Annotated in this window: 25 protein-coding genes and 2 tRNA genes; 23 read left to right on the top strand and 4 right to left on the bottom strand. The window is 67.2% G+C overall.

The genetic code is table 11. The annotated features are described in order from the left end of the window. Nucleotides 1-38: 38 nt before the first annotated feature. From ctaJ to G6N66_RS18110, 3 genes are read left to right on the top strand one after another with little or no spacing between them, the layout of a single operon-like run. Entirely contained in the window at nucleotides 39-272 is a 234-nt protein-coding gene (gene ctaJ / locus G6N66_RS18120; RefSeq protein WP_085232618.1) for an aa3-type cytochrome oxidase subunit CtaJ, read from the top strand. Continuing rightward, on the top strand, nucleotides 259-726 hold the full coding sequence (locus tag G6N66_RS18115; protein ID WP_085232617.1) for a DUF5130 domain-containing protein: 468 nt from the start codon (nucleotides 259-261) through the stop codon (nucleotides 724-726). The genes ctaJ and G6N66_RS18115 overlap by 14 nt, the downstream gene beginning before the upstream one ends. 52 nt (nucleotides 727-778) lie before the next feature. Then, the gene (locus tag G6N66_RS18110; RefSeq protein ID WP_232079349.1) at nucleotides 779-1504 is read left to right on the top strand and encodes a hypothetical protein; all 726 of its coding nucleotides are present in this window, start codon (nucleotides 779-781) and stop codon (nucleotides 1502-1504) included. On the opposite strand, the gene pepN is transcribed toward G6N66_RS18110, so the two are convergent. Then, complete coding sequence (gene pepN, locus G6N66_RS18105) at nucleotides 1495-4080, bottom strand: aminopeptidase N (RefSeq protein WP_085232615.1); 2586 nt, start codon at nucleotides 4078-4080, stop codon at nucleotides 1495-1497. The genes G6N66_RS18110 and pepN overlap by 10 nt on opposite strands. Before the next feature lie 202 nt (nucleotides 4081-4282). Between pepN and G6N66_RS18100 the strand changes: the two genes are divergently transcribed. Genes G6N66_RS18100 through G6N66_RS18090 form a run of 3 tightly spaced genes read left to right on the top strand, consistent with a single transcriptional unit; the run spans nucleotide 4283 to nucleotide 6213 of the window. Next, nucleotides 4283-4894, top strand: a complete 612-nt coding sequence (locus G6N66_RS18100) for a mycothiol-dependent nitroreductase Rv2466c family protein (RefSeq protein WP_085232614.1) — start codon at nucleotides 4283-4285, stop codon at nucleotides 4892-4894. A gap of 33 nt (nucleotides 4895-4927) precedes the next feature. Beyond that, nucleotides 4928-5407: a ribose-5-phosphate isomerase gene (locus G6N66_RS18095; protein ID WP_085232639.1), complete on the top strand. Its 480-nt coding sequence runs from the start codon at nucleotides 4928-4930 to the stop codon at nucleotides 5405-5407. A gap of 8 nt (nucleotides 5408-5415) precedes the next feature. After that, nucleotides 5416-6213: an Fpg/Nei family DNA glycosylase gene (locus G6N66_RS18090; RefSeq protein ID WP_085232613.1), complete on the top strand. Its 798-nt coding sequence runs from the start codon at nucleotides 5416-5418 to the stop codon at nucleotides 6211-6213. Nucleotides 6214-6226: 13 nt separating this feature from the next. Here G6N66_RS18090 and G6N66_RS18085 read toward each other — a convergent pair whose 3' ends face one another. Together G6N66_RS18085 and G6N66_RS18080 are read right to left on the bottom strand one after the other, a co-directional pair. Next, entirely contained in the window at nucleotides 6227-7414 is a 1188-nt protein-coding gene (locus G6N66_RS18085; RefSeq protein ID WP_139825169.1) for a serine hydrolase domain-containing protein, read from the bottom strand. A gap of 83 nt (nucleotides 7415-7497) precedes the next feature. Further along, a tRNA-Gly gene (locus G6N66_RS18080) sits at nucleotides 7498-7568 on the bottom strand. Nucleotides 7569-7702: 134 nt separating this feature from the next. Here G6N66_RS18080 and G6N66_RS18075 point away from each other — a divergent pair. From G6N66_RS18075 to clpP2, 4 genes are all read left to right on the top strand, one after another. Further along, a tRNA-Pro gene (locus G6N66_RS18075) sits at nucleotides 7703-7779 on the top strand. A 64-nt stretch (nucleotides 7780-7843) separates the two neighbouring features. Further along, complete coding sequence (tig, locus tag G6N66_RS18070; RefSeq protein WP_085232611.1) at nucleotides 7844-9262, top strand: trigger factor; 1419 nt, start codon at nucleotides 7844-7846, stop codon at nucleotides 9260-9262. Nucleotides 9263-9377: 115 nt separating this feature from the next. Beyond that, nucleotides 9378-9968 (top strand): ATP-dependent CLP protease proteolytic subunit ClpP1, encoded by a 591-nt coding sequence (gene clpP1, locus G6N66_RS18065; RefSeq protein WP_085232610.1) that lies wholly within the window; start codon nucleotides 9378-9380, stop codon nucleotides 9966-9968. Further along, a complete protein-coding gene (gene clpP2, locus G6N66_RS18060) occupies nucleotides 9965-10600 on the top strand; it encodes an ATP-dependent CLP protease proteolytic subunit ClpP2 (RefSeq protein WP_067007947.1) in 636 nt (211 codons plus the stop codon). Before clpP1 ends, clpP2 begins: the two co-directional genes overlap by 4 nt. A 75-nt stretch (nucleotides 10601-10675) precedes the next feature. Here clpP2 and mmuM read toward each other — a convergent pair whose 3' ends face one another. Next, a complete protein-coding gene (mmuM, locus tag G6N66_RS18055) occupies nucleotides 10676-11554 on the bottom strand; it encodes a homocysteine S-methyltransferase (RefSeq protein ID WP_085232609.1) in 879 nt (292 codons plus the stop codon). Nucleotides 11555-11854: 300 nt separating this feature from the next. On the opposite strand from mmuM, the gene clpX reads away from it, so the two are divergent. The 13 genes from clpX (at nucleotide 11855) to ndk (ending at nucleotide 25871) form a co-directional block, all read left to right on the top strand. Further along, the gene (gene clpX / locus G6N66_RS18050) at nucleotides 11855-13135 is read left to right on the top strand and encodes an ATP-dependent Clp protease ATP-binding subunit ClpX (RefSeq protein ID WP_085232608.1); all 1281 of its coding nucleotides are present in this window, start codon (nucleotides 11855-11857) and stop codon (nucleotides 13133-13135) included. Between the two features lie 259 nt (nucleotides 13136-13394). Beyond that, complete coding sequence (locus G6N66_RS18045; protein WP_139825163.1) at nucleotides 13395-15350, top strand: 2-oxoacid:acceptor oxidoreductase subunit alpha; 1956 nt, start codon at nucleotides 13395-13397, stop codon at nucleotides 15348-15350. Further along, a complete protein-coding gene (locus G6N66_RS18040; protein ID WP_085232607.1) occupies nucleotides 15347-16438 on the top strand; it encodes a 2-oxoacid:ferredoxin oxidoreductase subunit beta in 1092 nt (363 codons plus the stop codon). The genes G6N66_RS18045 and G6N66_RS18040 overlap by 4 nt, the downstream gene beginning before the upstream one ends. 10 nt (nucleotides 16439-16448) lie before the next feature. Beyond that, the gene (gene mobA / locus G6N66_RS18035; protein ID WP_085232606.1) at nucleotides 16449-17027 is read left to right on the top strand and encodes a molybdenum cofactor guanylyltransferase; all 579 of its coding nucleotides are present in this window, start codon (nucleotides 16449-16451) and stop codon (nucleotides 17025-17027) included. Nucleotides 17028-17237: 210 nt separating this feature from the next. After that, nucleotides 17238-17501 carry a hypothetical protein gene (locus tag G6N66_RS18030; RefSeq protein ID WP_085232605.1) on the top strand — a complete coding sequence of 88 codons (264 nt, stop codon included), beginning with the start codon at nucleotides 17238-17240 and terminating at the stop codon, nucleotides 17499-17501. A gap of 385 nt (nucleotides 17502-17886) precedes the next feature. Further along, complete coding sequence (locus tag G6N66_RS18025) at nucleotides 17887-18501, top strand: transglycosylase family protein (protein ID WP_085232604.1); 615 nt, start codon at nucleotides 17887-17889, stop codon at nucleotides 18499-18501. Nucleotides 18502-18608: 107 nt separating this feature from the next. Then, the gene (locus G6N66_RS18020) at nucleotides 18609-19865 is read left to right on the top strand and encodes a saccharopine dehydrogenase family protein (RefSeq protein WP_085232603.1); all 1257 of its coding nucleotides are present in this window, start codon (nucleotides 18609-18611) and stop codon (nucleotides 19863-19865) included. An 87-nt stretch (nucleotides 19866-19952) separates the two neighbouring features. After that, the gene (locus G6N66_RS18015; protein ID WP_139825162.1) at nucleotides 19953-20192 is read left to right on the top strand and encodes a hypothetical protein; all 240 of its coding nucleotides are present in this window, start codon (nucleotides 19953-19955) and stop codon (nucleotides 20190-20192) included. A 104-nt stretch (nucleotides 20193-20296) separates the two neighbouring features. After that, on the top strand, nucleotides 20297-20878 hold the full coding sequence (locus tag G6N66_RS18010) for a LysM peptidoglycan-binding domain-containing protein (RefSeq protein WP_085232602.1): 582 nt from the start codon (nucleotides 20297-20299) through the stop codon (nucleotides 20876-20878). A gap of 59 nt (nucleotides 20879-20937) precedes the next feature. Then, on the top strand, nucleotides 20938-23583 hold the full coding sequence (locus tag G6N66_RS18005; protein WP_085232601.1) for a valine--tRNA ligase: 2646 nt from the start codon (nucleotides 20938-20940) through the stop codon (nucleotides 23581-23583). Next, nucleotides 23580-25061, top strand: coding sequence for a bifunctional tetrahydrofolate synthase/dihydrofolate synthase (gene folC, locus G6N66_RS18000; protein WP_085232600.1), 1482 nt, complete (start codon nucleotides 23580-23582; stop codon nucleotides 25059-25061). Before G6N66_RS18005 ends, folC begins: the two co-directional genes overlap by 4 nt. Before the next feature lie 50 nt (nucleotides 25062-25111). Next, nucleotides 25112-25438 carry a DUF4233 domain-containing protein gene (locus tag G6N66_RS17995; protein WP_085232637.1) on the top strand — a complete coding sequence of 109 codons (327 nt, stop codon included), beginning with the start codon at nucleotides 25112-25114 and terminating at the stop codon, nucleotides 25436-25438. A gap of 22 nt (nucleotides 25439-25460) precedes the next feature. Next, complete coding sequence (gene ndk / locus G6N66_RS17990; RefSeq protein WP_085232599.1) at nucleotides 25461-25871, top strand: nucleoside-diphosphate kinase; 411 nt, start codon at nucleotides 25461-25463, stop codon at nucleotides 25869-25871. The last annotated feature ends 91 nt before the right edge of the window (nucleotides 25872-25962 follow it).

The following is a 25962-nucleotide window of genomic DNA, read 5'->3' as shown; positions in this document are numbered from 1 at the left end:
AGCCGACTCGGTGGGATACGGTTTGCGTCGTGAACGCTATGGAGATCCACCTGTTGGTTGTGGGAATCCCGCTGCTGCTGGTCGCGGCGCTGGCGGCGATGATCTGGTCGCGCAAGGGACCTCACCCCCAGAGCTACAAATTGTCGGAGCCCTGGACGCATCCGCCGATCCTGTGGGCTGCGACCGACGAGGCCGTCGGATCCGCCCATGGACATGGTGGGCATGACACATCGGAGTTCACGGTCGGAGGTGGCGCTAGTGGCACGTGGTGAAGTTGCGACGGTCGAGCCCGCCGAGCTCCCCAAGGGCACGGTGGTCACCACCAGCGGTCGCCTCTCCGGGGTCACCGAGCCCGGCGAGCTGTCCGTGCACTACCCGTTCTCGATCAACGACCTCGTCGCCATCGATGACGCGCTGAAGTACGGTTCGCGGGCGTCCAGGGCGCGCTTCGCCATCTACATCGGCGATTTGGGCAGCGACACCGCCGCACGGGCTCGCGAGATCCTGGCCAAGGTGCCGACGCCGGACGACGCGGTGTTGCTCGCCGTCTCGCCGGACCAGTGCGCCATCGAGGTGGTCTACGGTACCGCCGTGCGGGGCCGCGGCGCCGAGTCTGCCGCGCCGCTGGGCGTCGCCGCGGCTTCGTCGGCGTTCGAGCAGGGCGACCTGGTCGACGGATTGGTCAGCGCGATCCGCGTGCTGAGTGCCGGGATCTCCCCGGCCTAGCAAGCCGGGCTTGCTCTACCGGCGGTGGTTGGAAAACGCCGCGCGGAGCGGCGTGCCCGCAGCCGTCATCGGTGAGATCGAACGTCGGCACCGCATCACGCCCGACAGTTTCGACGTCCTCCGCGAGATGGAGGAGATCACCGATCCCGACGGCAAGTCCTTCTTCCTCATCCCGCGAGATGCCCGCGGCAGCGACGCGCGCAGGGCGGTGCTGATGACCTACATCTTCAACGCGGACACCGGCTACGCGACGGCGGGCGCGCGGCCCGGCGCCACCAACGACTTCCCGGACCCGCCCTATTCGGCCGCCGAGGTGCAACGGATCATCGACCGGCAGCGCGCCAACAGCTGGAGCTACGACCGCGACGTGCGGTTCGTCCACCGCAACGGCGCGCGGCTCGTCAGCACCCCCAACGGCATGCTGATGGGCTTGGGCGGCAACTGGATTCAGGGCCTGTTCAGCCAGCAGGGCGGAACCGCCTGGGGCGACATCTTCATGGTGAACATCGATCGTTGCGGCGACCCCTGCGAGCGGCTGCGCCAAATCGTGCGATCCGGGCGGGCCTGGTACACCGACCGCCGGGGTGTGCCCGTACCGAGCCATCTGAATCTGGACCGCGTGCTGCACCATGAGGAGCGGCACTCCGCGCAGTGGGCGGCGAAGGGCTACCTGCGCATGCTCACCGACTACGGCTGGGAACTGGTGCGCGAGCGGGCTTTCGGCAAGCCGAACAGGCTCGAAGTCGACGCCGGCCTGTCCGACGGTGGCTACGCCTGACCGGCATCGAAATGGCGTGCCCGCAGCGACCGCTTGACCGCGGCCTGCCCCTCCGACACCAGCCGGCGTAGCGCCGGCGGTACCTCCGACTCTGGCGCGCTCAGGAATTCGTCGGCGGCGGAGATGGCTTCGTCGCTGATGTCCCAATAGGGATACAGGCCGATCACCACGGTCTGCGCGACCTCGCTGGATCGGCGCGCCCACACCTTGGCGATCGTCTCGAAGTACCGCGCCGTGAAGGGCTTGAGCAACTCACCTTGTCCGGGTGCGGCGATGCCCGCGATGATCGAGCGGGCCGTGATGTTGGCCAGGGTGTCGTCCTCGACCACCGTGGTGAACGCCTTCTCCTTGACCTCGAGTTGCGGCCGTGCCGCGGCGGCCTGGGCGGCGTGGCGTTTGCCGGCCGCGGTCGGATCACGTTGCGCCTCGGCGTCGATTTGGGGCGTCGACGGCCCGTCGGCGTCGATGGCACCGGCGGCCGCGAGCGCGCTCACGATGCGCCAGCGCAGGTCGGTATCGACATTCACGCCGGCCAATCCGAGCTCGGCCGGGTCCGTGTCGAGCAGTGCCGTCAACAACTCGACGTGCCGGGAAGACAGCACCGACGAGCACAGCGTGTTGACGAAGGCCAGCTGATGGTCCGACGCCGGCACGGCCGCGCGCGCCAGTTCCAGCATCCGGTCCGCGAACTGCGGCCAGCCCTGTTCGCGGGCCCAGCCCGGTTCGGCGTAGGAGGTCAGTGCGGTCTGTGCCTGCAACAGCAGCCGCTGCGCCACACCGACCTCGGTCTCGGCGTGGATCCCGCCCGAAACCAGGGCAACGAAGTCGCGGGCGCGCAGCTCGGCCTCGCGGGTCATCTCCCACGCCGCGGACCAGACCAGGGTCCGCGGCAGCGGCTCGGCGATGTCGGCGATCCGATCCAACGCCGTTTGCAGCGACTCGGCGTCCAGCCGCAACGAGCAGTAGGTCAGGTCGTCGTCGTTGACCAGGATCAGCTTGCCGCGTGAAATACCAACCAGCGCAGGCACTTCCGTTTCCGGGCCCTCGACGTCGAGTTCCTCGCGGTGTACGCGCGCCAGTTTGCCCGAGCCGTCATCGTCATAGATGCCCACCGCCAGCCGGTGCACGCGCGTCTCGCCGGCCCCCGGCGCTGCACCGCTCTGCGTCACCACGAACCGGGTGAAGTTCCCGTCGCCGTCGACATCGAAATCCGGCCGCAATGTGTTCAGCCCGGTGGTTTTCAGCCACTGCCGCCCCCAATCGGACAGGTCGCGTCCCGACGCTTTCTCCAGTGCGCCGACGAGATCGTCGAACGTGGCATTGCCGAACGCGTGGGTGCGGAAGTAATCGCGCAACCCGGCGAGGAAGTGCTCCAGCCCGACGTAGGCGACGAGCTGCTTGAGCACCGACGCGCCCTTGGCGTAGGTGATGCCGTCGAAGTTCACCTCGACGGCGGCCAGGTCGGGGATATCGGCGGCGATGGGGTGCGTCGACGGCAGCTGGTCCTGCCGGTACGCCCACGACTTTTCGACCGTGGCGAACGTCGTCCACGCCTCGCTGAATTCGGTTGCCTCGCTTTGGCACAGCACCGACGCGAAGGTGGCGAACGATTCGTTCAGCCACAGGTCGTCCCACCAGGTCATGGTGACCAAATCGCCGAACCACATGTGCGCCATCTCGTGCAGCACCGTCTCGGCGCGCCGCTCGTAGGACGCCCGGGTCACCTTGCTGCGGAACACGTAGTCCTCGAGAAACGTCACTGCGCCCGCGTTTTCCATTGCGCCGGCGTTGAACTCGGGAACGAACAGCTGGTCGTACTTGCCGAAAGCGTACGGCAGACCAAAGTGCTTGTGGTAGAAGCCAAATCCCTGCTTTGTCTGGGTGAACAGCCGCTCGGCGTCCATGTGTTGCGCCAGCGAGGCCCGGCAGTAGATGCCCAGCGGGATCTCGCCGTGCTCGTCGGTGTAGACGTCCTCCCAGACGGCGTAGGGTCCGGCGATCAACGCCACCAGGTAGGTGCTCATCCGCGGGGTGGTGGCGAAGGTGTGCACACCGTCCTCGACGCTGGTGGCGGCGGCGTTGGACACCACCCGCCAATGCTTGGGGGCGGTCACCCGGATGTCGAACGTGGCCTTCAGGTCGGGTTGGTCGAAGCAGGCGAACATCCGCTTGGCGTCGGCGGTTTCGAATTGCGAATACAGGTAGGTCTCGTCGTCCACCGGGTCGACGAAGCGATGCAGGCCCTCGCCGGTGTTGGAGTAGCGGCAGTCGGCATCGACGACGACCACATTGTGGTCGGCCAGTCCCCGCAGCGGAATCCCGATCGATTCGTCGTATGCGGAGACGTCGAGCTCGCGGCCGTTGAGGCTGGCGCTGCGCACCGTTTCGGCGGCGATGTCGATCACCGTGTCGGCGCCGGCCAGGGCGTCGAACTCCACGGTGGTGATGGAGCGGAACGTTCGCTCACCGGGTGCACCGTTACCGTCGGTGATGTCGAGGTTGATCTGGTAGCTGTCGACGGTGATCAGGGCGGCGCGTTCGACGGCCTGGTCCCGGGTGAGATTAGGAAGAGCCACCCGTCCAACTTAGAGCGTGCCGGGCCGGCCCTGCAGCGCTGACCGGCCATCGAGTCTGCGTCCAGGGCGTCGAAATCGCCGGATTTTCGCTCTGGCCGCAGTCTCGATGTTGTCCTGGCCCTGCAGAACGGGAACAGGCGCGCGGCTACTACGGTTGTTCTAGCGGTGTTGCAACCGCTACTGACTTTTGAGAGGACTCCGCATGGCTGAGAAGTCTGTCGCCGATTTCTGGTTCGATCCGCTGTGCCCGTGGGCCTGGATCACCTCACGCTGGATCCTCGAGGTCGAAAAGGTCCGCGACATCGACGTGCATTTCCACGTGATGAGCCTGGCGGTACTCAACGAGAACCGCGAAGACCTGCTCGAGAACTACCGGGAAAACCTGAAGAAGGCCTACGGCCCGGTGCGGGTGGCGATCGCCGCCGAGCAGGCACACGGCGCGGGCGTGCTGGCGCCGCTCTACACCGCGATGGGCACCCAGATCCACAACAAGGGCAACAAGGAACTCGACGACGTCATCAAGCTGTCGCTCGAGGAGGCGGGACTGCCGGCCGAGCTGGCCGAGGCCGCCACCAGCGAGGCCTACGACGACGCGCTGCGCAAGAGCCACCACGCCGGGATGGACCCGGTCGGGGAGGACGTCGGCACTCCCACCATCCACGTCAACGGGGTGGCCTTCTTCGGTCCGGTGCTCTCCCGGATCCCGCGCGGCGAAGAGGCCGGCAAACTCTGGGACGCCTCGGTGACCTTCGCGTCCTACCCGCACTTCTTCGAGCTCAAGCGGACCCGCCACGAAAAGCCCGAATTCGACTAGCCCGGACGGCGCGCGGCTGTAAAGATGTCTGGCGTGCGCGTCTACCTGGGGTCTGACCACGCCGGCTTCGAACTCAAGCAACAGATCATTGAGCACCTGAAGAAGTCGGGCCACGAGCCGGTCGACTGCGGCGCATTCACCTACGACGCCGAGGACGACTATCCGGCGTTCTGCATCGACGCGGCGACCCGCACGGTCGCCGACACCGACAGCCTCGGCATCGTGATCGGAGGATCGGGCAACGGCGAGCAGATCGCCGCCAACAAGGTGCCCGGGGCGCGCTGCGCGCTGGCCTGGAGCGTGGAGACCGCGACGCTGGCCCGCGAACACAACAACGCCCAGCTGATCGGGATCGGCGGGCGCATGCACACCGTCGCCGAGGCGCTGACCTTCGTCGATGCCTTCGTCAACACGCCGTTCTCGAAAGCCGAACGCCACCAACGGCGTATCGACATTCTCGCCGAGTACGAACGCACCCACGACGCGCCGCCGGTCCCCGGCGCGCAGGCCTAAGGACTCTCTTGCCCGAAGGGCACACGCTGCATCGGCTGGCCCGGCTGCACCAGCGTCGCTTCGCCGGCGCACCCGTCGCGGTATCCAGCCCGCAGGGCCGATTCGGGCCCGAGGCAGCCATGGTCGACGGCCGGGTGCTGCGACGCACCAGCGTCTGGGGCAAGCACCTGTTCCACCACTACGCCGGCGGCCCGATCGTGCACGTCCATCTCGGCCTCTACGGCGCCTTCACCGAATGGCCCCACCCGCCGCTGCCGGACGCGGTCGGCCAGGTGCGCATGCGGATGGTCGGCGCGGATTACGGCACCGATCTGCGCGGCCCGACGGTGTGCGAGGTGATCGACGAAGCCCGCGTGAGCGACGTCGTGGCCAAGCTCGGACCCGACCCGTTGCGCAACGACGCGGATCCGTCGTGGGCCTGGGCACGGATCGCCAAGTCCCGCAGGCCCATTGGTGCCCTCGTCATGGATCAGACCGTGATGGCCGGCGTGGGCAACGTCTACCGCAGCGAGTTGCTGTTTCGGCACCGCATCGATCCGTTCCGGCCGGGCCGGGGGATCGGTGCAGCCGAATTCGACGCGGCGTGGGCCGATTTGGTCGCGCTGATGAAGGTGGGCTTGCGCCGGGGCAAGATCGTTGTGGTGCGCCCCGAGCACGATCATGGTCCGCCGTCATATCTGCCGGACCGGCCACGCACGTATGTGTATCGGCGCGCCGGCGAACCATGCCGGGTGTGCTCGACAACGATCAGCACGTCCGTGCTCGAGGGCCGAAATGTGTTCTGGTGCAGTAATTGCCAGAGGTGAGTTGTGGTGCCTGTTATTTCGTCGGTACGCCCAGCGCCCGGTAGACCTCGTTGCTGAGGGCGAGGCTGCGAGGGTCCGCGTTGGCCTTGGTGGCGTCGAAGTGGTTCGCGACATACGCATAGCCGATGCGATGTTCCAGGTCGACAAACCCGAACGAGCCGCCCAGGCCGCCATGTCCGAAGATCCGCGGGTTCGGTCCGTTGACGCAACGCTGGTTGAGCATGTAGCCCAGTCCCCAGCCGTGGTCGGCCACCCTGGGCCCCAGCACCAGGTCGGGCTCCAAGCCGCCCTGGGGCACCCGGACCAAGTCCATGTGGCGGCGGCTGAGCAGCTTCTCCTGGGCCAGCGCGTTGTAGAACGTCGCCAATCCCAGCGCCGACACCTGTCCGTTGGTGCCGGGGAACTCCAGTTGGCGCCACAGCGTCAGGTCGTGGGAGCCCAGTTCGTCGTCGGGGGCGAATCCCATCGAGATCGACAGCGCGGCCTTCGGGTGTTCGGCCAGGCTGGTCGGGTAGCCGGGGGCGTGCACGTCGGCCAGCAGGTCGCGGGCGTGCGGCTTGTTCACCCGCTCCGCGCAGCGGCGCTGTTCGGCCGGCGACAAGCCGATGTGGACGTCGGCGCCGAGCGGTTCGGCGATCTCGCTGCGCAGGTACTGACCGATGGTGCGCCCCGTCACCCGGCGGAACACCTCGCCGACGATGAAGCCAAACGTGGTCATGTGATAGCCCTGCGCGGTGCCTGGCTCCCACCACGGCTCGGCGGCCGCGAGCTGCTCGCAGACGAAATCCCAGTCGGCGACCCTCTCCCAGCTCATCCGGGTGCGTGGCCCGATCACGCCCGAGCGGTGGCTCATCACCATGGCCAGGGTGATGTCCTGCTTGCCCGCCTGCCCGAACTCCGGCCAATAGCGCTCCACGGGGGCGTGCAGGTCCAGCTCGCCGAGGTCGGCCAGTTGGTGCACGCAGGTGGCGGACAGGCCCTTGGTGCCGGACAGCACGGTGGTCAGGGTGTCCTGTTGCCAGGGTCGGGTACCGGCGGCGTCAGCCGAGCCGCCCCACAGGTTGACGACGAGCTTCCCGTCCACCCACACCGCGACGGCGGCGCCGACCTCTTTGCCGAGCTCGAAGTTCCGCTCGAAAGCTTCGTGCACTCCCGCGAAATCAGACGCGCACGTGCCACGAATGGCACTGCTGGCACTCATGTCGATGGCGGTCATGCGTCGGTCACGGCGCCTTTCTGCCGAGCACACTGTCCTAGCCCGGGTCCAAGCCCGAGGCTAGCCCGAGCGGGCGACGGGAATCGAACCCGCGTAGCTAGTTTGGAAGACTAGGGCTCTACCATTGAGCTACGCCCGCAAACTATTCGTCGAGCCAGACTGTACGTGGCGGGGGAGATCAAATCTAATCGAGTCTGTTTGGTGACCGCTCCGTGAGGTCTGAGGTCGCTGCGAAGGTAAATGCCGCCTGGCCGTAGGATCGCGAGGTCAGCGCGGGGTGTAGCGCAGCTTGGTAGCGCATCCGCTTTGGGAGCGGAAGGCCGCAGGTTCAAATCCTGTCACCCCGACCAGCACACGCCGCACAACCGCCCTCCGGGGCACCGACCTAGCAACAAGTAACAAGGAGCACACGCCGTGAAGACCAGTGTCGAGCAGTTGAGCCCCACCCGGGTGCGCCTCAATGTGGAGGTGCCGTTCTCCGAGCTCGAGCCCGACTTTCAGCAGGCGTACAAAGAGCTGGCCAAGCAGGTACGGGTGCCCGGGTTCCGGCCCGGCAAGGCGCCCGCGAAGCTGCTGGAGGCCCGCGTCGGCCGGGCGGCGATCATCGAGGAAGTCATCAACGCGGCGCTTCCCAGCCGCTACGGGCAGGCGGTGGCCGAGACCGAGGTGCACCCGCTGGGCCAGCCCGAGATCGACGTGACCAAGAAGGAGTACGGGCAGGACCTGGCGTTCACCGCCGAGGTCGACGTGCGGCCGAAGATGACCCTGCCGGATCTGCACGCGCTGACCGTCTCCGTGGATCCGATCGAGGTCACCGACGACGACGTCGAGGCCGAACTGCAGTCCCTGCGCGCCCGGTTCGGCAGCCTGAGCGAGGTGGATCGGCCGGTGGCTGACGGGGACGTCGTCACGATCGATTTGTCCGCCACCGCCGACGGCGAGGATGTGCCCGGCGCCCGCGCCGAGGGCATGTCCCACGAGGTGGGCTCCGGCCGGCTCATCGAAGGTCTCGACGACGCGCTCCTCGGGTTGTCCATCGACGAGTCCAAGGTCTTCACCGCGCAGCTGGCGACCGGCGCACACGCCGGCCAGGACGCCGAGGTCACCGTCACCGTCCGCTCGATCAAGGAGCGCGAACTGCCCGAGGCCGACGACGAGTTCGCGCAGTTGGCCAGCGAGTTCGACACCATCGACGAGCTGCGGGACAGCCTGCGCGAGCGGGTGGGCACGCTCAAGCGGGCCCGGCAGGCCGAGGAGATTCAAAGCGCCACGCTGGACGCGTTGCTCGAGCAGGTCGAGGTGCCGCTGCCGGAAGCGATCGTGCAGGCCCAGTTCGACGGCGCGATTCACAACGCCCTGCACGGCCTGGACCACGACGAGGCCAGGTTCTCCGAGGTGCTGGCCGCGCGAGGTTCGTCGCGCGAGGAGTTCGAGGCCGAGGCGCGCAGCGCCGCGGAAAAGGACGTCAAGCGGCAGTTGGTGCTCGACGCGTTGGCCGACGACCTGGATATCCAGGTCGGTCAGGAGGACCTGACCGAACGGCTGTTGATGACGTCGCGGCAATACGGCATCGAGCCGCAGCAGCTGTTCACCTATCTGCAGGAGAACAACCAGCTGCCGGCGATGTTCGCTGACGTCCGGCGGGGGTTGACCGTGGCCGCGGTCGTCGAGGCGGCCACCGTGAGCGACACGGACGGCAACACGATCGACACCAGTGAGTTCTTCGGCCGGCGCGGTGGATCAACCGAAGCCGACGCCGACGACACCGACGCCACTGACGCCGACGAGGGCGAAGAAGCCGCAGAGGTCGAGGCGCAGACACCCCAGGCATGACGCTGTGAGCGAACGCGCCCAATTCCGGCGTGCGCGGGGAGCACACAGTGGGCTCGGTTGGTTAGTGTCGTGCATACAGAACTGAAAGAAAGCAGGTAATCCTGTCGTGAGTGACATGCGTTCGAACTCGTTGGGTCTCAACCTCACCGACTCGGTCTATGAGCGCTTGCTGTCCGAGCGCATCATCTTCCTGGGCTCGGAGGTGAACGACGAGGTCGCCAACCGGTTGTGCGCGCAGATTCTGCTGCTCGCCGCCGAGGACTCCGACAAGGACATCAACCTCTACATCAACTCCCCGGGCGGATCGATCAGCGCCGGCATGGCGATCTACGACACCATGGTGCTGGCGCCGTGCGACATCGCCACCTACGCGATGGGCATGGCCGCCTCGATGGGCGAGTTCCTGTTGGCGGCGGGCACCAAGGGCAAGCGCTTCGCGCTGCCGCACGCGCGCATCCTGATGCACCAGCCGCTGGGCGGGGTGACGGGCAGCGCGGCCGACATCGCCATCCAGGCCGAGCAATTCGCCGTCATCAAGAAGGAGATGTTCCGCCTCAACGCCGAATTCACCGGCCAGCCGATCGAACGCATCGAGGCGGATTCCGACCGCGACCGCTGGTTCACCGCCCAGGAAGCCCTCGAGTACGGCTTCGTCGACCACATCATCACCCGCGCCGCCCACATCAGTAATGGAGAAGCCCAGTGAACCCCGAAACCCAGCCCCAGGCGCGCTACATCCTGCCGTCGTTCATCGAGCACTCGAGCTTCGGCGTCAAGGAGTCCAACCCCTACAACAAGCTGTTCGAGGAACGCATCATCTTCCTCGGTGTCCAGGTCGATGACGCGTCGGCGAACGACATCATGGCGCAGCTGCTGGTGCTGGAGTCGTTGGACCCCGACCGTGACATCACGATGTACATCAACTCACCCGGCGGCGGGTTCACCTCGCTGATGGCCATCTACGACACGATGCAGTACGTGCGGGCCGACATCCAGACGGTGTGCCTGGGTCAGGCCGCCTCGGCCGCCGCCGTGCTGCTGGCCGCCGGAACACCGGGCAAGCGGATGGCGCTGCCCAACGCGCGGGTGCTGATCCACCAGCCGTCGCTGTCCGGCGTGATCCAGGGCCAGTTCTCCGATCTGGAGATCCAGGCCGCCGAGATCGAGCGGATGCGCACGCTGATGGAGACGACGCTGGCCCGCCACACCGGCAAGGACGCCTCGGTAATCCGCAAGGACACCGACCGGGACAAGATCCTGACCGCCGAAGAGGCCAAGGATTACGGGATCATCGACACGGTGCTCGAGTACCGCAAGCTGTCCGCCCAGACCGCCTAGCGGTTGCTGTTCGCGAGCGTAACCACACTGCGAAAATTCGAACCGGGAATCGCAGCCCGGTTACGCTCGCGGGCCCTAGGCCGCTAGTTCGGCAATGCGGGCAATGTCCGCGGGCCCCACGCGGCAGCATCCGCCGATGATGCGCGCCCCCGCGGCCAGCCATTGTCGGGCGAGCCCGGCCGAAAATCGGCGGTCACCGGTCCAGGCGCCGCCGGCCCACGTCTCGCCGCTGTTGGGGTAGACGATCACCGGTTTGTCTGAAGCACGAGCCAAGCCAATCGCGGGCAGCACGTCGTCGGGCGCGCAGCAATTGACGCCGACCGCGACGATCTCGTCGACCCCGGCGGCCACCGCGAACGCGTCTTTTAGCGGCTGGCCGGCGCGGGTGCGCTCGCCCTCGATGGTGTAGCTGAGCCAAGCGGGTACGCCGACGGCTTGGACGAGCTCGACCAGGGCCTCGGCCTCGTCGACATCCGGCACGGTTTCCAGCGCGAGCACGTCGGCTCCGGCCGCGGCCAGTGCCTCCAGCCGGGGTCGGTGCCAGCGGGCCAACTCCGCCACCGAAAGGCCGTAGCGGCCACGGTATTCGGACCCGTCGGCCAGCGCCGCACCGTACGGACCGACCGAGGCCGCCACCCACGCGTCGCGCGCGCCGACCTCGTCGCGTGCCGCCTTGGCCAGTTCGACGCTGCGGCGCAACAGCACGACGACCTCGTCGCGGCCGACGCCGCGGGCCGCGAATCCGTCGAACGAGGCCTGATAGCTGGCGGTTGTCGCGATCGAGGCACCGGCGCGAAAGTACGCGGCATGCACCGCGGTGATCTCCTGGGGCGCATCGGCCAGCAGTCGCGCCGACCACAGCGGGTCGGACAGGTCGTGCCCGCGCGCTTCGAGCTCGGTGGCCAGGCCGCCATCGCTGATCAGCGGGGATTCGCAAGTGAACGCCGATCCCACAGAACCAATCTAGGGTGATTGCGCGCGCGATACCGGCCCATGTGCCTCGGTCGCGTCACAGCCGCGACACGCCAAAGACACGGATTGCGCGTCTCAACCAGTGCCGGGCCCCGTCTGGCTATATGTTCTTTCACACAGGCAGGCACTGCTCACCCACGAATACCAACGACGCGATTCGGCGCGAACGGTCGCATCGGGCCCGAGAAAGCGGGTAGCGTCGGAGATTACACGTGGCACGGCAAGACTTACCGCGATATACGGCGAAGCAGGAACGACTAGGGAAGTAGGCCCTGAAGCATCATGGCGCGCATTGGAGACGGAGGTGATCTGCTGAAGTGCTCGTTCTGCGGGAAGAGCCAGAAGCAGGTCAAGAAGCTCATTGCCGGACCCGGTGTGTACATCTGCGATGAGTGCATCGACCTGTGTAACGAGATCATCGAAGAGGAACTCGCCGACGCCGACGACGTCAAGCTCGACGAACTGCCCAAGCCCGCCGAGATCCGCGAATTCCTCGAGGGGTATGTCATCGGGCAGGACACCGCCAAGCGGACGCTGGCCGTCGCGGTCTACAACCACTACAAGCGGATTCAGGCCGGCGAGAAGGGCCGCGACTCGCGCTGCGAGCCGGTGGAGCTGACCAAGTCCAACATCTTGATGCTCGGGCCCACCGGCTGCGGCAAGACCTACCTGGCCCAGACGCTGGCCAAGATGCTCAACGTGCCGTTCGCCATCGCCGACGCCACCGCGCTGACCGAGGCCGGGTACGTCGGCGAAGACGTCGAGAACATCCTGCTCAAACTCATCCAGGCCGCCGACTACGACGTCAAGCGCGCCGAGACCGGCATCATCTACATCGACGAGGTCGACAAGATCGCGCGCAAGAGCGAGAACCCGTCGATCACCCGCGACGTGTCCGGCGAGGGCGTGCAGCAGGCGCTGCTGAAGATCCTGGAGGGAACCCAGGCGTCGGTTCCCCCGCAGGGCGGCCGCAAGCACCCGCACCAGGAGTTCATCCAGATCGACACCACCAATGTGCTGTTCATCGTCGCGGGTGCCTTCGCCGGCTTGGAGAAGATCATCTACGAGCGGGTTGGCAAGCGCGGCTTGGGTTTTGGAGCCGAGGTGCGCTCCAAGGCCGAGATCGACACCACCGACCACTTCGCCGACGTGATGCCCGAGGACCTGATCAAGTTCGGCTTGATCCCCGAATTCATCGGGCGCCTTCCGGTGGTGGCTTCGGTCACCAACTTGGACATGGAGTCGTTGGTCAAGATCCTGTCCGAGCCGAAGAACGCTTTGGTCAAGCAGTACACCCGGCTGTTCGAGATGGACGGCGTCGAGCTGGAGTTCACCGACGACGCGCTGGAAGCCATCGCCGATCAGGCGATCCACCGCGGCACCGGTGCCCGGGGCTTGCGCGCCATCATGGAAGAGGTCTTGCTGCCCGTGATGTATGACATCCCGAGCCGCGACGACGTCGCCAAAGTGGTGGTCACCAAGGAGACCGTGCAGGACAACGTGCTGCCGACGATCGTGCCGCGCAAGCCGTCCCGCAGCGAGCGCCGCGACAAGAGCGCCTAGCCGCATCGCGTTTCGGCGAAAGTGACCAATACCACAGTTTTGGTCGGCGGTCGATCCCACCCCTCGGACGGGAGTTGTTTTACCAGCTAAATAGAGGTGTCGGCGGGGCTCGGGCAGGGCCATGCACCCCGCCGAAAAGTGCCATAATCGGTACCGCCAGTGACATGAAACCTGAAGGCGGGGGACTTACTCCGACGGCGCGTTAACCTGAATTTGCAGCGCGGCGTGCGTGTCCTTAAGACAGATAGAAGGCAAAGACGTGGATCCGAATGGCAGCGAAGCCGGGTCAGAGTCTCATACCGGTGTGCCAAGTGCCGGGTCAGAGCGGCAGCGCCTGGAAAATGTCGTCATCCGATTCGCCGGAGACTCCGGCGACGGGATGCAGCTGACCGGCGACCGATTCACCTCGGAGGCAGCGCTTTTCGGCAACGACCTGGCCACCCAGCCGAATTACCCCGCCGAGATCCGGGCCCCTGCAGGCACCCTGCCGGGCGTCTCGTCTTTCCAGATTCAGATCGCCGACTATGACATCCTGACCGCCGGTGACCGGCCGGACGTGCTGGTCGCCATGAACCCGGCGGCGCTGAAGGCCAACATCCGCGACCTGCCGCGCGGCGGCATGGTGATCGCGAACGCCGATGAGTTCACCAAGCGCAACCTGACGAAGGTGGGTTATGTAACCAACCCGCTGGAGACCGACGAGCTCGAGGAATACGTCGTGCACTCGGTCCCGATGACCACCCTCACCCTGGGCGCCGTGGAGGCCATCGGCGCATCCAAGAAAGACGGCCAGCGCGCCAAGAACATGTTCGCGCTGGGCCTGCTGTCCTGGATGTACGGACGACCAATCCAGGCCAGCGAGAACTTCATCCGGGAGAAGTTCGTCCGCAAGCCCGACGTCGCCGAGGCCAACGTCCTCGCCCTCAAGGCGGGCTGGAACTACGGCGAAACCACCGAGGCGTTCGGCACCACCTACGAGGTGTCCAAGGCCTCCTTGCCGGCCGGCGAATACCGCCAGATCTCCGGCAACACCGCGCTGGCCTACGGCATCGTCGCGGCCGGCCAGCTGGCCAACATTCCGGTAGTGCTCGGCAGCTACCCGATCACGCCGGCGTCGGACATCCTGCACGAACTGTCCAAGCACAAGAACTTCAACGTGATCACCTTCCAGGCGGAGGACGAGATCGGCGGCATCTGCGCCGCCATCGGCGCCTCCTACGGCGGCGCGCTGGGCGTCACCAGCACGTCGGGCCCGGGCATCTCGCTGAAGTCCGAGGCGCTCGGGCTCGCGGTGATGACCGAGTTGCCGCTGATCGTCATCGACGTGCAGCGGGGCGGGCCGTCGACCGGCCTGCCCACCAAGACCGAGCAGGCCGACCTGCTGCAGGTGCTTTACGGGCGCAACGGCGAGTCGCCGGTGTCCGTGCTGGCGCCGCGGTCGCCGTCCGACTGCTTCCAGACCGCGCTCGAGGCGGTGCGCATCGCGCTGTCGTACCAGACCCCGGTGATCGTGCTGTCCGACGGCTCGATCGCCAACGGCTCGGAGCCGTGGCGCATCCCCGACGTCAGCGACCTGCCGCCGATCACGCACAAGATCGCCACACCGGACGAGCCCTTCGAGCCCTACGCGCGTGACCCCGAGACGCTGGCTCGCCAATTCGCCGTCCCGGGCACCCCCGGCCTGGAACACCGCATCGGCGGGTTGGAGGCGGCCAACGGCTCCGGCGACATCTCCTACGACCCCATCAACCACGACCTGATGGTTCGGATACGTCAGGCCAAGATCGACGGGATCAGCGTGCCCGATCTCGAGGTCGACGACCCGACCGGAGACGCCGAGCTGCTGCTGATCGGCTGGGGCAGCACCTACGGCCCGATCGGTGAGGCCTGCCGGCGCGCGCGGCGCAAGGGCATCAAGGTCGCGCACGCCCATCTGCGGCACCTCAGCCCCTTCCCCAAGAACCTGGGCGACGTGCTGCGGCGATACCCGCAGGTGGTGTGCCCCGAGATGAACCTGGGCCAGCTGGCCCTGGTCCTGCGCGGCAAGTACCTGGTCGACGTCCAGTCGGTCAGCAAGGTCCAAGGCGTCTCGTTCCTGGCGGACGAGATCGGGCGCGTCATACGCGCCGCGCTGGGCGGCACGCTGGCCGAAATCGAGCGAGACAAGGCGATGGTTGCCAGAATGGCGGCAGCGACGGTGGGAGCGAACGCATGACGGGCCGGATAGGCGATCTGGCGGGCAAGGACCTGGGATTGACACCGGGGTTGACCAAGCACGACGGCGTGCCGACGACCGACGAGCAACTCAAGGGCAAAGACTTCACCAGTGACCAAGAGGTCCGCTGGTGCCCCGGCTGCGGTGACTACGTCATCCTCAACACGATCCGCAACTTCCTGCCCGAACTCGGGCTACGTCGCGAGAACATCGTGTTCGTCAGCGGCATCGGCTGCTCCAGCCGCTTCCCGTACTACCTGGAGACCTACGGCTTCCACTCGATTCACGGCCGCGCGCCGGCCATCGCCACCGGTTTGGCGCTGGCCCGCGACGACCTGTCGGTATGGGTGGTCACCGGCGACGGCGATTCGCTGTCCATCGGCGGCAATCACCTGATCCACGCGCTGCGCCGCAACGTCAACATCACGATCCTGCTGTTCAACAACCGGATCTACGGGCTCACCAAGGGCCAGTACTCGCCGACCTCAGAGGTCGGCAAGATCACCAAGTCCACACCGATGGGCTCGCTGGACCACCCGTTCAACCCGGTGTCGCTGGCGCTGGGCGCCGAGGCGACCTTCGTCGGCCGCGCGCTGGACTCCGACCGCGCCGGGCTGACCGAGGTGCTGCGCGCCGCGGCCGAGCATCGTGGTGCCGCGGTGGTCGAAATCCTGCAGGACTGCCCGATTTTCAACGACGGCTCGTTCGACGCGCTGCGCAAGGAGGGCGCCGAGGAGCGGGTGATCAAAGTCCGCCACGGCGAGCCGATCGTGTTCGGCACCAACGGCGACTACTGCGTGGTGCGGTCCGGCTTCAGCCTGGAGGTGGCCAAGACCGCCGACGTCGCGGTCGAGGAGATCGTCGTGCACGACGCGCACAGCGACGACGCGGCCTACGCATTCGCGCTGTCGCGGCTGTCCGACCAGAACCTCGACCACACGGTGATGGGCATCTTCCGGCACATCAGCCGGCCCACCTACGACGACGCGGCCCGTTCTCAGGTGCACACCGCGCAGTCCTCGACCGCGTCGGATTCCGCTGCGCTGCAATCGCTTTTGCGTGGGCGTGACACCTGGACCGTCGACTAACATAGCCGACATGTCTGACTCACTTGCCGGTGTCGTGGTGGCCGGAGGCGAATCGCGGCGCATGGGCCGCGACAAGGCCACCCTGCGGGTGCCCGGCGGCAGCACCACCATGGTGGAACACGTGGTCGGGATCATCGGCCAGCGCTGCGAGCCGGTCTTCGTGATGGCGGCTCAAGGCCAGCCGCTGCCCGCACTCGAGGCCGCCCGCATCATCCGCGACGAGTCACGGTCCCAGGGGCCGCTGCCGGCGACCGGGCGCGGGTTGCGCGCCGCCGCCGAAGCCGGTGCCCGGCTCGCATTCGTCTGCGCCGTCGACATGCCGCTGGTGACACCGGATTTGATCGACGAGCTGGTGCGCCTGGCCGTGGCGACCAACGCCGAGGTGGTTTCGCCGTGGGACGGTCGCAGCCACTTCCTGGCGGCGGTGTACCGCACCGATCTGGCCGACCGGGTTGATCGGCTGGTCGCGGCCGGGGAGCGCCGAATGAGCGCCTTGATCGATGCTTCGGATGCTCAACAGATCGTGTTGTCGGATTCCCGGCCCCTGACCAACGTCAACACGGTCGCCGATCTACAGACCCTGGCGTAGTCCGGCTTTTTCGACGGGCAGTGTAATACGGCGTAATTTGCCGAGCAGTATTTGCGTGATTTGATTCCGGGATTACGGCGTCCTGGAGTTTTAGATGCCCGCTTTAAGAATGGCTGCGAGCTCTCGGATCGTGCGGAGCCGTATTGTGTTGCGGCAGTGGTGATTTGACGCCTGTCCTCTGCCAATAATTGTTTGTGGCAAACGATATTGATGCGTGCCGCCGGGTCGACGGCGGTCGCCGTGCCCGTGGCGATGTTTGCTGCTGCCTCGTTCTGGCTGTCGATCAAATATCTTGTCAAGCCCGGCATTTGGATGACCGAGCGGGTGCGGCCGCGTCTGCTCGACGCGCGGCGACGCGGGCCCCGAAGCCGCTCGCGGACCCTCCCAGCGCCGATGGGCATGAAAACGCCCGGCAAAAATCCGTGGCTCACGTCACAAAATGGCCGTGATTCGAGTCACGATTATGTCGTATAGCCGAAACATTATCTCGCCCTGAGAATGCGCTGCTGACCTGCAATGACCATTCCGCGACCGCGCCGTGATCGGACCGTTATAGAAGCGAAACGCCCCTTCGTTCAATGTGACGAATTGATTCCGGTCTCGTAGCGTCCGTACATAGCCCGGCCAACCCGGGCAAAAAAATTGAATCCACGGACCCGCGTGTGAGCGGGGGCGCGGACGGCTAACGCGTGACGAGCCGCCGCGGCCGGCGATGGCAGATCGCCGGGCAGTTCTGACCCCCGCTGTCGTGCCAGAACGAGATGGCACGCCCCTACAGCAGCAATCCCGCACGGACAAAGCAACCAACCCACACCTCGTGGGCTGGCTTAGGCGCGCGCGCACCGCGAAAGGAACACTGTTGAAGAACGTCCGAAAGACGCTCATCGTCGCCGCGGTCACCGGCACGCTGGTGACTGTGCCCGGCATCGCAACCGCCCACGCGGATGCGCCCGGCGTTGACCCCAACGCCGCGCCGCCGGCCCCGATGGGTTTCGACCCGAATCAGCCCCCGCCGCCTCCGGCCCCGGACGCCGCGCCGCCACCTGCCGCGCCGGCCGGCTTCGACCCGAACCTGCCGCCCCCGCCGCCGGACGCTCCGCCTCCGCCGCCGCCGCCGGCGGCGCCGGTCGGCTTCGACCCGAACGTTCCCCCGCCGCCGGACGCGCCGCCGCCTCCGGGCGACCCGAACGTTCCTCCGCCGGGCGACCCGAACGTTCCTCCGCCTCCGCCGGTTCACCACGCGTACAGCGTCAACTGGGACGCGATCGCGCAGTGCGAGTCCGGCGGTAACTGGGGCATCAGCACCGGCAACGGCTACTCCGGTGGCCTGCAGTTCACGCCCAGCACCTGGCGGGCCAACGGCGGCTCCGGGTCGCCGGCCGGCGCCAGCCGTGAGGAGCAGATCCGGGTGGCCGAGAACGTCCTGCATTCGCAGGGCATCGGCGCCTGGCCGGTCTGCGGCCGCCGCGGCTGATCAACCGCGATACGGAAAGTGCCGGGCCATTCGGCCCGGCACTTTTCCGTCTGTGGGGCCGGTTCGACTGTGACCCTAGGGGCCCCCTGGGGAGTAGCGTCGGCCCGGTGACCGCACCACCGCGTGAGTTCGACATCGTCTTGTACGGGGCAACGGGTTTCGTCGGGAAGCTGACCGCTGATTACCTTGCCCAGGCCGGCGGCGATGCGCGGATCGCCCTGGCCGGTCGCTCCACCGAACGCCTGAGCGCCGTTCGCGACACCCTCGGTGAATCGGCGCGGTCCTGGTCGCTGATAGCCGCGGATGCCGCATCGCCGTCCACGCTGGACGAGATGGCCGCGCGGACGCGGGTCGTCGTCACCACCGTGGGGCCCTACACGCGCTACGGGCTGCAGCTGGTGGCGGCGTGCGCGGGTGCGGGCACCGACTACGCCGACCTGACCGGCGAACCGCCGTTCATCCGCCGCAGCATCGACCTCCACCACAAGCAGGCCGTCGACACCGGGGCCCGCATCGTGCACGCGTGCGGATTCGACTCCATCCCTTCGGATCTGAGTGTCTACGCGCTCTACCGCGCGGCCCGTGAATCCGGCGCCGGCGAGCTTCTCGACACTGACTTCGTGGTGCGCTCCATGTCGGGCGGACTGTCCGGGGGCACCATCGCTTCGCTGCTGGAAGTGCTGCGCACCGTATCCAGCGATCCCGACATGCGTCGGCAGTTCGCCGACCCCTACACGCTGACCCCCGACCGGGGCGCCGAACCCGAACTGGGTGCCCAGCCCGACCTGCCGTGGCGGCGTGGTCGTCAGATCGCGCCGGAGCTGTCCGGTGTGTGGACGGCGGGATTCATGATGGCGCCGACCAACACCCGAATCGTGCGCCGCAGCAACGCGCTACTGGACTGGGCGTACGGCCAACGGTTCCGCTATAGCGAAAGCATGAGCCTGGGGTCCTCGATCGCGGCGCCGGTGGCGTCGGCGGTCGTCTCCGGTGTCGGCAACGCGATGTCTGGGCTCGGCAGCCGCTATTTCCGGCTACTCCCGCGCGGGCTGGTGGAGCGTGTCGTTCCCAAACCCGGGACGGGCCCGAGTGCGGCGGCCCGAGAGCGCGGCTACTACCGCACCGAGACCTACACCACCACGACCAGCGGCGCCCGGTACGTCGCACGGATGGCGCAGGACGGCGATCCCGGGTACAAGGCGACCTCGGTCCTGCTGGGCGAGTGTGGTCTTGCGCTGGCGCTCGACCGCGACAAGCTCTCCGAGCTCCGTGGCGTACTCACTCCCGCCTCCGCAATGGGCGACGCGCTGCTGGCCCGTTTCCCAGCCGCCGGTGTGTCACTGCAGACCGAGCAATTGGATTGACCCTCAATGCAATTGCGCCTTTCGGAGGCGACCCCGGGGGTCTAGTGTCGTAAGCGGCCAACAATCCAGCGGCAAGGGTGGACACCGATGGCCGGTCTTGAAGATATCGACATCGCCAACAGGCTCGGAGCCGACGAATCCGCCGCCGGCGAGAGCGACGGACAGCAGGCGCGACCTGCCCAAGCAATTGCCGCCGCAATGGTGTTGGCGTATATCGGCGAAGCGGCTCAGCCCCGGCGGCGAGCAGACCACAACCGCGCAGAGAACGAGGAGACCATTGGCGGTCTGGGCGGCATCCTGCCGCCCCGTTGGGGAGGCAGGAATTAGCCTGCACTGCAACCTATTTGGAGTGCCCATACGCATCGAGAGGGTCACGCCGGCACGAATAAGCAGTAGTGACAGGGATCGAGAAGGGATCGAGAGGACAAACCATGTCGGACACGCTTACCGAAGGACAAAAGCTAGTCCGGGGCGAGTCGATCGCCTCGAACAACGGGGCCTACACGCTCACCCTGCAAGACGACGGCAACCTGGTGCTGGCGTCCCGCGGTCAGGCCCTGTGGGACACGTCGACCAATGGCCAGGACGTGGTCCGCGCCGAAGTGCAGAACGACGGCAACTTCGTCCTCTACGCGGCCGACAAACCCGTCTGGCACACCGACACCAGGGGCAAAAAGGGCGTCAGGCTGGTGCTTCAGGACGACCGCAACCTGGTGCTCTATGCCGCCGACGGACCGGCCTGGTCGACGCACACCGAGACCGACTCCCCGCCGTCGCCCGAATCTGAATCGGGCACCGCCGACGCGCCCGCCGTGGACGGCACCGAAGCCACCGGTTCCACCGAGGAGGCGCCCGAGCCCGCACGGACGTACACCGTCATCTCCGGCGATATGTTGTGGTCCATCGCGGAGCACTTCTACGGCGACGGCCACAAGTACCAGGTGATCGCCGACGCCAGCGGCGTCGCCAACCCGGACCTGATCTACCCGGGGCAGGTTCTCACCATTCCCTGATCCCGGCCCGAGCTTCGGGCGGCTACGCGCCCGTCGGCGGCGGTTCCTAGAATTGACCGGTGACCGCCGCCAGCCACCGCCCCGCCGCCGACCTGCCCAAATCGTGGGACCCGGCGGCGCAGGAGAGCGAGATTTATCGGCGGTGGCTGGAAGCTGGGTATTTCGCCGCGGATGCGTCCAGCGCCAAGCCGGCGTATTCGATCGTGCTGCCCCCGCCGAACGTCACCGGCAGCCTGCACATGGGCCACGCGCTGGAGCACACCATGATGGACGCCCTGACCCGCCGCAAGCGGATGCAGGGTTACGAGGTGCTGTGGCAGCCGGGCATGGACCATGCGGGTATCGCGACGCAGAGCGTGGTGGAAAAGCAGCTCGCCGTCGACGGCAAGACCAAAGAGGACTTCGGCCGTGAGCTGTTCGTCGAAAAGGTGTGGGACTGGAAGCACGAGTCCGGCGGCGCCATCGGCGGCCAGATGCGCCGGCTGGGCGACGGCGTGGACTGGAGCCGCGACCGGTTCACCATGGACGAGGGCCTGTCGCAAGCGGTGCGAACGATCTTCAAAAGGCTCTATGATGCCGGACTGATCTATCAGGCCGAGCGACTGGTCAACTGGTCACCGGTGCTCGAGACGGCGATCTCCGACCTCGAGGTCAGCTACCAAGACGTCGACGGCGAACTGGTGTCGTTTCGGTACGGCTCGCTCGACGATTCGCAACCGCACATCGTGGTGGCCACCACCCGGGTCGAGACGATGCTGGGCGACACCGCGGTCGCGGTGCATCCCGACGACGACCGCTACCGCCACCTGGTCGGCACCACGCTGCCGCACCCGTTCATCGACCGGCAGCTCCTCGTCGTCGCCGACGAACACGTCGACCCCGAATTCGGCACCGGCGCAGTCAAAGTCACGCCCGCTCACGACCCGAATGACTTCGAGATCGGGCTGCGTCATCAGTTGCCGATGATCTCGATCATGGACACCAAGGGCCGAATCGTCGAGACCGGAACGCCATTCGACGGCATGGACCGATTCGATGCCCGGGTCGCGGTGCGCGAGGCCCTTGCCGCGCAGGGCCGCGTCGTCAAGGAGGAACGCCCCTACCAGCACAGCGTCGGACACTCCGAGCGCAGCGGCGAACCGATCGAGCCACGGCTGTCGCTGCAATGGTGGGTGCGGGTGGAATCGCTCGCCAAGGCCGCCGGCGACGCGGTGCGCAACGGGGACACCGTGATTCACCCCGCCAGCCTGGAACCGCGTTGGTTCGCCTGGGTCGACGACATGCACGACTGGTGTATCTCGCGGCAGCTGTGGTGGGGCCACCGCATCCCGATCTGGTACGGGCCCAACGGTGAGCGGGTCTGCGTGGGCCCGGATGAGACGCCGCCGGACGGCTGGGAACAGGACCCCGACGTGCTGGACACCTGGTTTTCGTCTGCGCTGTGGCCGTTCTCCACGCTCGGCTGGCCGGAAAAGACGCCGGAGCTGGAGAAGTTCTATCCGACAAGCGTTTTGGTGACCGGCTACGACATCCTGTTCTTCTGGGTGGCGCGGATGATGATGTTCGGCACCTTCATCGGCGGCGACGACGCGATCACGCTCGACGGCCGCCGCGGACCGCAGGTGCCGTTCACCGACGTGTTCCTGCACGGGCTGATCCGCGACGAGTCCGGTCGAAAGATGAGCAAGTCCAAGGGAAACGTCATCGACCCGCTGGACTGGGTTGAGACGTTCGGCGCCGACGCGCTGCGATTCACGCTGGCCCGCGGTGCCAGCCCCGGCGGCGATCTGGCCGTCGGCGAGGACGCCGTGCGGGCGTCGCGCAATTTCGTCACCAAGCTGTTCAATGCCACCCGGTTCGCGCTGCTCAACGGCGCGAGCCCGGCACCGCTGCCCGATGTCGCCGACCTGACCGACGCTGACCGCTGGATCCTGGGACGACTGGAAGAAGTTCGCGCCGAAGTGGATTCGGCCTTCGACGTTTACGAGTTCAGCCGAGCCTGCGAGGCGCTGTATCACTTCACCTGGGACGAATTCTGCGACTGGTATGTCGAACTCGCGAAGGTGCAACTCGCCGAGGGGGTCGCACACACCACCGCCGTGCTGGCCGCGGTACTCGACACGCTGTTGCGACTGCTGCATCCGGTGATCCCATTCGTCACCGAGGCGCTATGGCAGGCGCTGACCGCGCAGGAGTCGCTGGTGATCGCCGATTGGCCCCAACCATCGGGTATCGCGCTGGATGCCGCTGCCGCGCAACGGATCAGCGAAACGCAGAAGCTGGTCACCGAGATCCGCCGTTTCCGCAGTGACCAGGGTTTGGCCGATCGGCAGAAGGTTCCGGCCCAGTTGGCCGGCGGCGGGCAGCTCAGCGCCCTGGTGATGGCCCTGACCTCGCTGACCGCACCGGGACCCGAGTTCCGCGCGTCGGCGTCCCTGGAGATCCGGCTCGGTCCCAACTCGGACCGCACCGACGTCGTCGAACTCGACACCTCGGGCACCATCGACGTGGCCGCCGAGCGTCGCCGCCTCGAAAAGGACTTGGCCGCAGCGCAAAAGGAGTTGTCGTCGACCGCGGCGAAGCTGGACAACGCGGAGTTTCTGGCCAAGGCGCCGGACGCCGTCGTCGGCAAGATCCGCGACCGCCACCGGGTGGCCCAGGAGGAAATCGAGCGGATCACCGCCAGGCTGGCTGCGCTGCAGTGAGTTTCGATCCCTATGAGGCGAGTCCGGCTGAGGACGTTCCCACCCCGGACGAGATCGCGTCCCTGCTGCAGGTCGAGCATCTGCTGGACCAACGCTGGCCGGAAACCAAGATCGAGCCGAGCCTGACCCGGATCAGCGCATTGCTGGACCTGCTCGGCTCGCCGCAGCTGGCCTACCCGTCGATCCACGTCGCGGGCACCAACGGCAAAACCTCGGTGGCGCGGATGATCGACGCGCTGGTGACCGCGCTGCAGCAGCGCACCGGCCGGACCACCAGCCCGCACCTGCAGTCGGCCGTGGAACGCATCGCGATCGACGGACACCCGATCAGCCCGGCGCGATACGTCGAGACATACCGCGAGATCGAGCCGTTCGTGCAGATGGTCGACGCGCAATCGCAGGCCGACGGAGGTCCGGCGATGAGCAAGTTCGAGGTCCTCACCGCGATGGCGTTCGCCGCGTTCGCGGATGCGCCCGTCGACGTCGCCGTGGTCGAGGTGGGCCTGGGCGGGCGCTGGGACGCCACCAATGTGATCAACGCCCCGGTGGCCGTCATCACCCCGATCAGCGTCGACCATGTCGAATACCTCGGCGCCGATATCGCCGGGATCGCGGGGGAGAAGGCCGGAATCATCCATCGCGCGGTCGAGGGTTCCCCGGACACCGTCGTGGTCATCGCACGTCAGGTGCCCGCGGCGATGGAGGTGCTGTTGGCCGAGACCGTGCGCGCCGACGCCGCGGTCGCCCGCGAGGATTCCGAGTTCGCGGTGCTGGGCCGGCAGGTTGCGATCGGTGGCCAGGTGCTGCAGCTGCAGGGCCTGGGCGGGGTGTATTCCGACGTCTACCTGCCGCTGCACGGCGAACACCAGGCGCACAACGCGGTGGTGGCGTTGGCCGCCGTCGAGGCGTTCTTTGGCGCCGGAGCCCAGCGACAGCTCGACGTGGACGCCGTTCGGGCCGGCTTCGCCGCCGTCGTCAGCCCCGGCCGACTGGAGCGCCTGCGCAGCGCGCCCACCGTGTTCATCGACGCCGCGCACAACCCGGCCGGCGCGGCCGCGCTGGCGCAGACGCTGGCCGACGAATTCGACTTCCGCACCCTGGTCGGGGTGGTCAGCGTGATGGCGGACAAGGACATCGATGGCATCCTGGCCGCGTTGGAGCCGGTGTTCGATTTCGTCGTCGTGACGCACAACGGGTCGTCGCGGGCGTTGGATGTCGCGTCGCTGGCGTTGGCGGCAGAGCAGCTGTTCGGTCCGGACCGGGTGGTCACCGCCGACAACATGGCCGACGCCATCGACGCCGCCACCGCGCTGGTCGACCAGGAAGCTGCCGATGTCGCCCTCGACACGCCGGATGGGGAGGGCTTCGGGGAGGACATGGGGGAGGGTCCCGTGCTTTCCGGCGCCGGGATCGTCATCACGGGCTCGGTCGTCACGGCCGGGGCCGCCCGCACGCTGTTCGGGCGGGACCCGGCGTGACCCAGGGCCCGCCCCCGACACCCGACCCGTGGAAGAGCTTCGGCGGGGTGATGGCGGCGACGCTGCTGCTCGAGGCGATCGTGGTGCTGCTCGCGATACCGGTGGTTGGCGCGGTCGGCGGTGGGCTCACCGCGGTGTCGCTGGGGTATCTGATCGGGCTGGCCGTGCTGTTGATCCTGCTCACCGGGCTGCAACGCCGGCCCTGGGCGATCTGGGCGAACCTGGCGGCACAAGCGGCGGCGCTCGCCGGATTCGCCGTGTACCCGGGCGTGGGATTCATCGGTTTGCTGTTCACCGGGGTATGGGCGCTGATCGCCTATCTGAGATCCGAAGTGCGGCACAGGCAGCAAGAAGACGGGCTTTCGCCGCCCGAGTGAGCGGTTCTGTACGCTGTGCGCCGTGACAGAACGGACCCTGGTGTTGATCAAGCCGGACGGCGTCGAGCGACGGCTGATCGGCGAGATCATCGGCCGTATCGAGCGCAAGGGCCTCACCATCTCGGCCCTCGAGCTCAGGCAGGTGAGCGAGGAGCTGGCCAGCCGGCATTACGCCGAGCACGAAGGCAAACCCTTCTTTGGTTCGCTGCTGGAGTTCATCACCTCAGGATCGGTGGTGGCGGCGATCGTGGAGGGACCGCGGGCCGTCGCGGCGGTGCGTCAACTGGCCGGCGGCACGGACCCCGTGGAAAAGGCCACACCCGGCACGATCCGCGGCGATTTCGGGCTGGAAACCCAGTTCAACCTGGTGCACGGCTCCGACTCGGCCGAGTCGGCCCAGCGCGAGATCGCGCTCTGGTTTCCGCACGAATAGGACCGGCACAGGGCGGGTAGTAGGGCGTCAGCATCGCGGGCGCGTGGACGCGGCCTGTGGTATGGGATACTGACTCAAGGTGAACGTCGTC

This window comes from Mycobacterium conspicuum (assembly GCF_010730195.1).
In the GTDB taxonomy this organism is placed as follows: Bacteria; Actinomycetota; Actinomycetes; order Mycobacteriales; family Mycobacteriaceae; genus Mycobacterium; species Mycobacterium conspicuum.
The sequence above is the reverse complement of the archived record's forward strand: the minus strand, read 5'-3'. Positions and strand labels throughout refer to the sequence as shown.